Annotated in this window: 6 protein-coding genes and 3 pseudogenes; 4 read left to right on the top strand and 5 right to left on the bottom strand. The window is 65.7% G+C overall.

The genetic code is table 11. From position 1 onward, the window contains the following. Positions 1–381: 381 nt before the first annotated feature. Positions 382–780, top strand: a pseudogene (locus tag ACTVZO_RS39780) (hypothetical protein); the annotation flags it as partial. A gap of 50 nt (positions 781–830) precedes the next feature. Here the strand turns inward: ACTVZO_RS39780 and ACTVZO_RS39775 are convergent. Then, positions 831–948: pseudogene (locus tag ACTVZO_RS39775) on the bottom strand (transposase); the annotation flags it as partial. A 144-nt stretch (positions 949–1,092) separates the two neighbouring features. Between ACTVZO_RS39775 and ACTVZO_RS39770 the strand changes: the two are divergent. Both ACTVZO_RS39770 and ACTVZO_RS39765 read left to right on the top strand, forming a co-directional pair. Next, positions 1,093–1,380, top strand: a complete 288-nt coding sequence (locus ACTVZO_RS39770; protein WP_443303005.1) for a hypothetical protein — start codon at positions 1,093–1,095, stop codon at positions 1,378–1,380. A gap of 153 nt (positions 1,381–1,533) precedes the next feature. Next, entirely contained in the window at positions 1,534–2,232 is a 699-nt protein-coding gene (locus ACTVZO_RS39765) for a putative adhesin (RefSeq protein ID WP_443303004.1), read from the top strand. Between the two features lie 272 nt (positions 2,233–2,504). Here the strand turns inward: ACTVZO_RS39765 and ACTVZO_RS39760 are convergent, their stop codons facing one another. The 4 genes and pseudogenes from ACTVZO_RS39760 to ACTVZO_RS39745 form a co-directional block, all read right to left on the bottom strand. Next, positions 2,505–3,173, bottom strand: a complete 669-nt coding sequence (locus tag ACTVZO_RS39760) for an IS6 family transposase (RefSeq protein ID WP_443303003.1) — start codon at positions 3,171–3,173, stop codon at positions 2,505–2,507. Beyond that, on the bottom strand, positions 3,059–4,732 hold the full coding sequence (locus ACTVZO_RS39755; RefSeq protein WP_443303002.1) for a mobilization protein: 1,674 nt from the start codon (positions 4,730–4,732) through the stop codon (positions 3,059–3,061). Before ACTVZO_RS39755 ends, ACTVZO_RS39760 begins: the two co-directional genes overlap by 115 nt. A 33-nt stretch (positions 4,733–4,765) precedes the next feature. Next, positions 4,766–5,590 (bottom strand): hypothetical protein, encoded by an 825-nt coding sequence (locus ACTVZO_RS39750; RefSeq protein WP_443303001.1) that lies wholly within the window; start codon positions 5,588–5,590, stop codon positions 4,766–4,768. A gap of 327 nt (positions 5,591–5,917) precedes the next feature. Then, positions 5,918–6,091: pseudogene (locus ACTVZO_RS39745) on the bottom strand (IS6 family transposase); the annotation flags it as partial. A 71-nt stretch (positions 6,092–6,162) separates the two neighbouring features. Between ACTVZO_RS39745 and ACTVZO_RS39740 the strand changes: the two are divergent. Continuing rightward, positions 6,163–6,882, top strand: a complete 720-nt coding sequence (locus tag ACTVZO_RS39740; protein WP_443303000.1) for an IS6 family transposase — start codon at positions 6,163–6,165, stop codon at positions 6,880–6,882. Positions 6,883–7,567 lie beyond the last annotated feature (685 nt).

Here is a 7,567-nt window from a genome sequence, read left to right as displayed (position 1 = left end):
ACAGCGCTGCGCGCTGTGCCAACGACCCGCTTCGCTTCGCTCAGCGGGAGGGCGCTTCGCGCTCCTCAGGGCCGGCCCTTCGGGCCGGGGTCCTGCGCTTCGCTCCGGACTGTTCGGGGTTCCGCTTCGCTCCACCCCGAACGGCCCGCTTCGCAAGCCTGGGTGACCCTGTTCACAGGGTTAGGGTCTTCGGCCCGTTGGGTGTGTCCGCTTCGCTCCCCCACCCGGGTTCCTTCCGGCTCCGCCTCCAGGACCAGCCGCTCCGCGGGCAAGTAACGAAGTCCACTGTCATCCGTATGCCGATTCCTATCAGCCGGCTGACAAACAGCTCGGGACGGGGACAGCTTTCCCAGGGTTCACGATGAGACCGGTACAGACTGTGTGCTTCATTTTAGCTACCGGATTAAGACTGGAACCGCGACACTCCACCAATTCACCCAACCGAACCACACCACGACCGCGAGCTTTGGAGCAGACGGTGACCATCCTGAAAAAAGCCACGGCTCTCTTCGCGACGGACACGTTGAAGTAGACACCGACACGGTGTGCGGCTTCATCGACGCGCAGAGAGCCGATCCCGGCCTCGGCACCCCAGATGACCAGCCGATACCCGGCCTGTCGCTGCTATGCCGCGTGCTGGACGTGCCGCGCTCGACGTACTACGCCTGGAAGGCCTCGCGCCCGGCGGCACGGGAGCGGCAGGCCGCCGAGGACGAGCTGGCCGACGAGATCCGGGCGATCCACACAGGCCCTGGCTCCCGGGGAGCCTACGGCGCCCCGCGGGTCCACGCCGAGCTGCGCAGACGAGGCCGGACGGTCAACAGGAAGAAGGTCGCCCGGTTCACGCCCAGGTCAGCGGCGATGCCCTTGTACGTCGCACCGGGCGTTGGACTCGTACAGGGCCACGGCATCGGCCTTGAACTCGTCCGAATAGTCCTTCAGCGCCATCGGCGGTCTTCTCGCTTCCTCCGGATCAATCAAGATCCAGTATCAGCGTGTCCACCACTCAGGGGGAGGCCCCCTCACCGTCACCGATCTCGACCTGGACTTTGACCCCGCGTCACCCGCCAGACCATCCACGCCATCACCAGCATGACATCGCTCGAGGCATCACCCCAGTTCATCGGCCATATCGCCAGAGCACAGTGGGGCATCGAGGCCGTCCACCACGTCCGGAACACCACCTTCGCCGAGGACGCCTCCAAGATCCGCACCGGACACGGACCCGCCAACATGGCCACCCTCCACAACCTCGCGATCAACACCCTTCACGACGCCGGCCACTACAACATCGCCGCCGGACTCCGAGAAACCTCCCACACACCCTTCACCCGCCCACTCGACCTCCTCGGACTACCCCTGACCTGCGACGCAACATGATCAACACGACTATGAATCAGCCCTGGCGTTCCACAGCCCGCAGCCGGATCCGCGCGAGGACGAAACGCTGCCCTATGAGGATAGAAGACCACGGGGTGCAAATGATAGTAAATTCACGCAGACCAATAATCGCAATATAAGGAATCGTCGAAGATGGCAGTAATTGTATTCGAAGGACATGGGGGTCTAATACCCTCCACCGCTCATCCCATATGCACAGTGCCAGAAGGTTCGGTGATATATTTCTTCACTGAAGGCCTGAAAGGGCTGTTGCGCGAAGATATAGAGAATACACTTCTGAACGCAACAGCTGCAGAGCTTGCCCAAATCGAGATCCACGCCTCGCGAACAATCGTGGGAGGTTCTGGAGTATTTAATTACACCCTGGCCCCCGATGTGGCAACTCAGGACTACTCCATGTACGCCGAAAGTGCCTACCTGCGCGGCATCACGCTGGTCACCGTCGACGGAAGGACTCTCCTCTCAGATCTTTTCAACTTTTACGGACCAGGACATAAATACTATTGGCTTGCATGCTCGACCGTACGCCTTGAACCGACCATGGGTGAAATGCTGGGAGTAAACACTCCCCAGCCCTCTTATGGCAGCGAACATCCAGGGCAGTGGGACACAGACACCAAGCATCGAGATTTTCGACCGCAAGGCGTCTGCGCAACTCAATGCCCATATAACGGGTGCAGATCAGTTTGCCGCCACATCAAAAACCATCAGTCAATACGCCCCAAGCATCGATGCCACCATGGCCACAACTGGGACGTGTACGTTCCGCCCAACCCCCTATTCAATAGACCCGGCAACGTTACACCCGGCTACGAGCAAGGCTCGGACTAAAAATAGTGCGCCGGCGGCCGACTTCCGGGCGCAGCCGGCCCCTGGCCGGAGTAGGCATGGCGCTCACCGTTCCTTGCGCACCCACTCCGCCTTGTTCGGGTGCCAGGTCCCGCGGAACGGCCCCCCGAGGAGTGGCGTAATAAGCGCGTGGGCGGGCCTTGTCACGTTGTCGGTGGCGGGGTGGGATGATCTTCGGGGGCGTTGTCACATTGTTGGCAGCATGATCGTTTGATGGTGCGTCAGGTCCTGATGGGGCATCGCCGACCCGTTGCTCAGGCCGTGGCGAGCACGCCGGTGGTGCCGGTGATCTGGTTCCAGATGGTGAAGCGGACTCTCATTTCGAACCGGTACCGGCCGGCTGTCATAAGGTGGCGGTGGGGGCGGAAGTGGGGTGAGATCCCGGTGAACGCCGACAGGAACCGCTGCGCCCCGCCGACACTGCGGAACCCTTTCATCGCCCGTTCCCGCTGCCTCGTCGGCTGGTGCGAGTTCTCCGCCCGGTTGTTCAGCCCCTTGGGGGAGCGGTGCTCGACCGAGGGCATCCGGGGCACCTGCCCGGTCGTGGTGAGGAGCCGGCGGAAGAAACGCCTGGCCGCGGCCTTGTCCCGACGGCTCCGGACCAGGATGTCGAGCACGTTCCCGTCGGCATCGACGGCCCGCCACAAGTACTTCCGCACCCCGCGGATCTTGATGAAGACCTCGTCCAGGTGCCACTTATCGCCCGGCTGCGGGCGCCTGCGGCGCAGGGCGTTGGCGTACGTCTGGCCGAACTTCAGGCACCACCGGCGGATGGTCTCGTGGGAGACGGTCACACCCCGCTCGAGCATCATCTCCTCCACCTCACGGAAGGAGAGCGGGAAGCGGAAGTACAGCCACACACAGTGGGAAATGATCTCTGTCGGGTAGCGGTGGTTCTTGTACGACGGCGACGCAGACGACACGAACCCCACCCCTCACGGACACCCACAACCCCAAGATCATCCCAGACCGCCCGAACAAGGTGACAGTGCCCGCCCGCGTCCAGGACCGGGCGCAGCTGTGCTTCGGCCCAGCCCGGGGCGAGCTTCGCCGTGTCCTCGCCGAGTTCGTCCTCCTTGCCCTGGCGGGCCTTCTGGGCTGCGCGGCGGACGGCGTCGGCGACGGTGAAGAAGAGGCGCATCGCGAGGGCGGCGGACTGCGCGGCCTCGGCGAGCGCTTCGGAGAACGGCTCGCCGACGGGCATGGGGGCGGGGGTGACCATCAGCAGGAGGCTCCTCGGATCTCGGCGGATTGCGCGGTCAGCGGGACCGGGACGGGCCCGGCCCCGTTCCGGGCCGGGCGGCGTGCGCGGTGCTACCGGGCTAACGCGCGGCGACGGTGCCGGGCCACGGCCCGCTGCCCGCGTACGCGAAGGAGCCGCACGGCTTGTGCGGGCGGCGGGGGCACCCGCCGCGACGGCGGCCTCGCGGAGCAGCAGACCGGCGTCGGCCGCTGCCTTGGCCTGCGCCCGGTGCTCCTTCGCCTCGTGCCACAACCGGGCGGCCTCCACCGCCTCCACCAGGGCGAGGAGCAGCGTCAGGACCACGGCCGCGCCGCCGCCCCGGGCCGTGCGCGGGGCGCGCTCCAACGCGCGCGCGGAGGCCCGCCATCCCGCCCGCGCCTGCCCCGTCAGCGCCCGCTCGCCGGGTGCGCGGCCGGCCTGCTCGAAGGCCTCCGCCGCCGCCTGCAACCGTGTCCGGACGAGGGCGGGGGCGTGGACGGCGGCGGCCACCAGGAGGTCGCCCAGCGCGGCCACATCCCCAGCCCCCTCCGCCTGCCCGGCCCGCCCCAGCAGACCGGCCGCCTCCCGGATACGGGCCTCCGCCCGCGCCCACTCCTGCGCGCCCACCGGGATGTCGAAGCGCTCACGGACGCGCGGCAGGGAGAGGTCGTAGGCGAGCGAGCTGCCGGAGAACCAGACGGGCCGGCTCCCGCCGTCGGCCCGGTCCCCGGGCAGCGCGACCGCGTACCCGAGCAGGACCCCGGCCTCGTCGCGGCGCTCGCGCACACGAAGGCCTCCGTCGCGCAGCCGCTCCAGGAAATCGGTGTCCCCGGCTGCCAGCGCGGCGGCCTGACGGACCGTGCGCTGCAGGGACTCCCGGGCCGTCTCCACCAGGCCCCGCCGGTCCGCCTTCGCCATCTCCCCCGTGGCCGGGGCGCGGCGCGCGGTCCGGTCGCCGGGGGACATCGGGGTGAGGTTCCAGCGGGCTTCGAAGGCGCGGGCGGCGGCGTGCATCGCGACGATGTCGCCGCGCAGACGCGGCTGGCGTCCGTCGACGCGGGCGAGGGTCGCCGCGATGTGGATGTGGTCGGGGGCGTGGCGTACCGCGATCCACCGGCAGGCCTGTTCGTCGCCGTACGGGGCGATGCCCGCGGCGTCCACCATCGCGGCCGCGACCTCCGCCCACTCCGCGTCGGACAGGACCCGGTCATCGTCGTGGTTGCGGACCGAGACGTGCCACACGTGCTTCGCCGGGCGCACCCCGCGGAAGTTCGAGGCGCCCTAACCCCGGGGTCAGGGCGCCTTGCTGGTCCCCTTGCCTTTCTCTTTGTTATTGGTTTTGGCGACGATTCGAATGTTGTCGATGCCGAAGTCGTTTCCTTGGGCTGCAGTTTGACCGTTGCGAATTCTGAAGCCTACGGATGAGCCAGTGAAGAACACTGGCAGGCTAGTGTAAGTGCGAGCTGATACTGGCTGCATGTCGACCACGAAGATTCTTGCTTTCGGGTCGGTGCACGGGTTGATGGGGGTGGTGAAGGCGGGGATTTCTTGGGTACCGTCGAGGAGGTAGAGCTTCAGCTCGGGGCCGACTGTGTTGCAGGCAGTCGCTGCTACGTCCACCTGAAGTTCCAGGTATCGGTTTGTTGACGTCAACGGGATCGGGATTTGAGTCTCGATTACCGTCCCGTCTGCAGGCACAGGTCCACTATTCGTCCCGCTGGTCAGGGCATGGTTGGTTGTCGGGTTCGCTCCGCCGATCTGGCCCAGTGCGTTCGCGGACCTTCTGCCTCCACACTGGCCTGAGTCGGCTGCGTAGTTGATGATGATCCCGTTGCAGTTGGCCAGGTCCAGCCAGTAGGGGTCTGCTGTGTAGGTCTCGTTCAGTGGGGGGGCGGCCACGTAGTCTGTCAGCGGGGTCGGTGTGTTTCCCAGGTTTTGGCCGAAGCTTTCAGTGAAGATTGCGGCACGGGGTTCGGCTAGCGTGGCTGTGGTCTTGTCTGACCTGGCCGAGCCTTCAGGGGTGGGTAGCAGCCCGGAGGCTGCGGCGGGGGAGCTGAGCGCCGCGAGAATGCATGCGGTGAGCGCGGCAGTGCGTCGAACAGTCCGGTGTGAAAGCATGGACTTTAGGCTCCCTTTCTGATTCTGGAACGGCGACAAATCTCTTCTGTACTCAACGGGTGATTGGCTTCTCCCGCGTCAGTGCAGTTTGGAGCTGATCGCCGCGAGACAGAGTCATCGAAGCACCGTGGACCAAGGTCGGCCTACTGGGATTGAGCCGACTGGCGTCTTTTGTGCCTCTATCGTTGACAGTGCCGAGGCCGAATGAGAAAGTTTCATCGTGATTCGTGCAGGTCACCTGGCACTGTCAGGGGCCTTGTCACGTTGTCGGTGGTGTGGCTGGTTGATGGAACGTCAGGGCATGCCGGGGCCCGGTCTGGCCGTGGATCAGGCCGTGGCGGGCATGCCGGTGGCGCCGGTAATCGCGTTCCAGATAGTGAAGCGGATCGTCATTTCGAGGCGGTACCGGCTGGCGGCCATGAGGTGGCGGTGGGGTCGGAAGTGGGGTGAGATGCCGGTGAACGCGGACAGGAAGCGTTGCGTCCCGCCGACGCTGCGGAAGGGCACTGTCACCTTGTTCGGCGGTCTGGGATGATCTTCGGGTTGTGGGTACCCGGCGAGGGGTGGGGTTCGTGTCGTCTGCGTCGCCGTCGTACAAGAACCACCGCTACCCCGTAGAGATCATCGCGCACTGTGTGTGGCTGTACTTCCGTTTCCCGCTCTCCTTCCGTGAGGTCGAGGAGCTGATGCTCGAGCGCGGTGTGGTCGTCTCGTACGAGACGGTCCGGCGGTGGTGTCCGAAGTTCGGCCAGACCTACGCCAACGCCCTGCGCCGGCGGTGCCCGCAGCCGGGCGATAAGTGGCACCTCGACGAGGTCTTCATCAAGATCAGCGGGGTGCAGAGGTGCTTGTGGCGGGTCGTGGATCAGGACGGCAACGTCCTCGACATCCTGGTCCAGAACCGGCGTGACAAGGCTGCGGCCAGGCGTTTCTTCCGCCGGCTCCTCACCACCACCGGCCAGGTGCCCAGGGTGGTCATCACGGACAAGCTCCGGTCGTACGGGGCTGCGCACCGTGAGGTGATGCCGTCGGTGGAGCACCGTTCCCACAAGGGGTTGAACAACCGGGCGGAGAACTCCCACCAGCCCACCAGGCAGCGGGAACGCGCGATGAAGGGGTTCCGCAGTGTCGGCGGGGCGCAGAGGTTCCTGTCGGCGTTCACCGGGATCTCGCCCCACTTCCGCCCCCACCGGCACCTCATGACAGCCGGCCGGTACCGGTTCGAAATGAGGGTCCGCTTCACCATCTGGAACCACATCACCGGTGCCACAGTCATGTCCGCCACGGCCTGAACAGCAGACCGCCGGCACCTCACCACACCCTGACGCACCATCAAACGATCACGCCCTCGATAACGTGACAGTGCCCTCCCCAGGCACCCACAACCCGAAGATCATCTCAGACCGCTGAACAAGGTGACAGTCCCCACTTCCGCCCCCACCGGCACCTGACTGCCGGCCGCTACCGCTTCTAAATGAGAGTCCGCTTCACCATCCGGAACCAGATCACCGGCACCACCGGCATGCTCGCCACGGCCTGAGCATTGGACCAGACTGGGCCCCGGCATGCCCTGACGCATCCTCAGGCGATCACGCCCTCGACAACGTGACAGTGCCGCCGAAACCCCTCCCTCAGACCGCTTGACGATCTATAGGATCTTCAGACCCAAGAGTGAATGGAGAGAAAATTGGTCTAGTGGGCAGGGCGTGTGGCAATGACTGGCCTTGGGGTCCCATTGTTGGCACGAGGGTAACGGAGTGGCGGATGAAGTTCGCTGGTCGGCCGGGAGCACGGTCCCTGGGAGTAGTCGCGGCCGGAATCATGGTGACTGCGGCGCTCTGTACGAGCGCACAGGCGGCTGCACTGGTGGCAGCCGACAGGACTGCAGTGGCCGTGCCGGAGGAGCCGAAGGGAGGACCCTGCCAGGAGGGGCCGCCCACTCACGGTGGTGAACGTGACGAGTGCGGACACGAAGAG

Origin of the sequence: Streptomyces sp. IBSNAI002, from assembly GCF_052244475.1 — a bacterium.
GTDB lineage: Bacteria > Actinomycetota > Actinomycetes > Streptomycetales > Streptomycetaceae > Streptomyces.
Note: the sequence above shows the minus strand (reverse complement) of the source record. Positions and strands in the feature narration are given on the sequence as shown.

Coding starts and splice junctions, on each gene's coding strand:
- ACTVZO_RS39765 (WP_443303004.1), top strand. CDS start 1,534: ATGGCAGTAATTGTATTCGAAGGACATGGGGGTCTAATACCCTCCACC.
- ACTVZO_RS39770 (WP_443303005.1), top strand. CDS start 1,093: ATGACATCGCTCGAGGCATCACCCCAGTTCATCGGCCATATCGCCAGA.
- ACTVZO_RS39750 (WP_443303001.1), bottom strand. CDS start 5,590: ATGCTTTCACACCGGACTGTTCGACGCACTGCCGCGCTCACCGCATGC.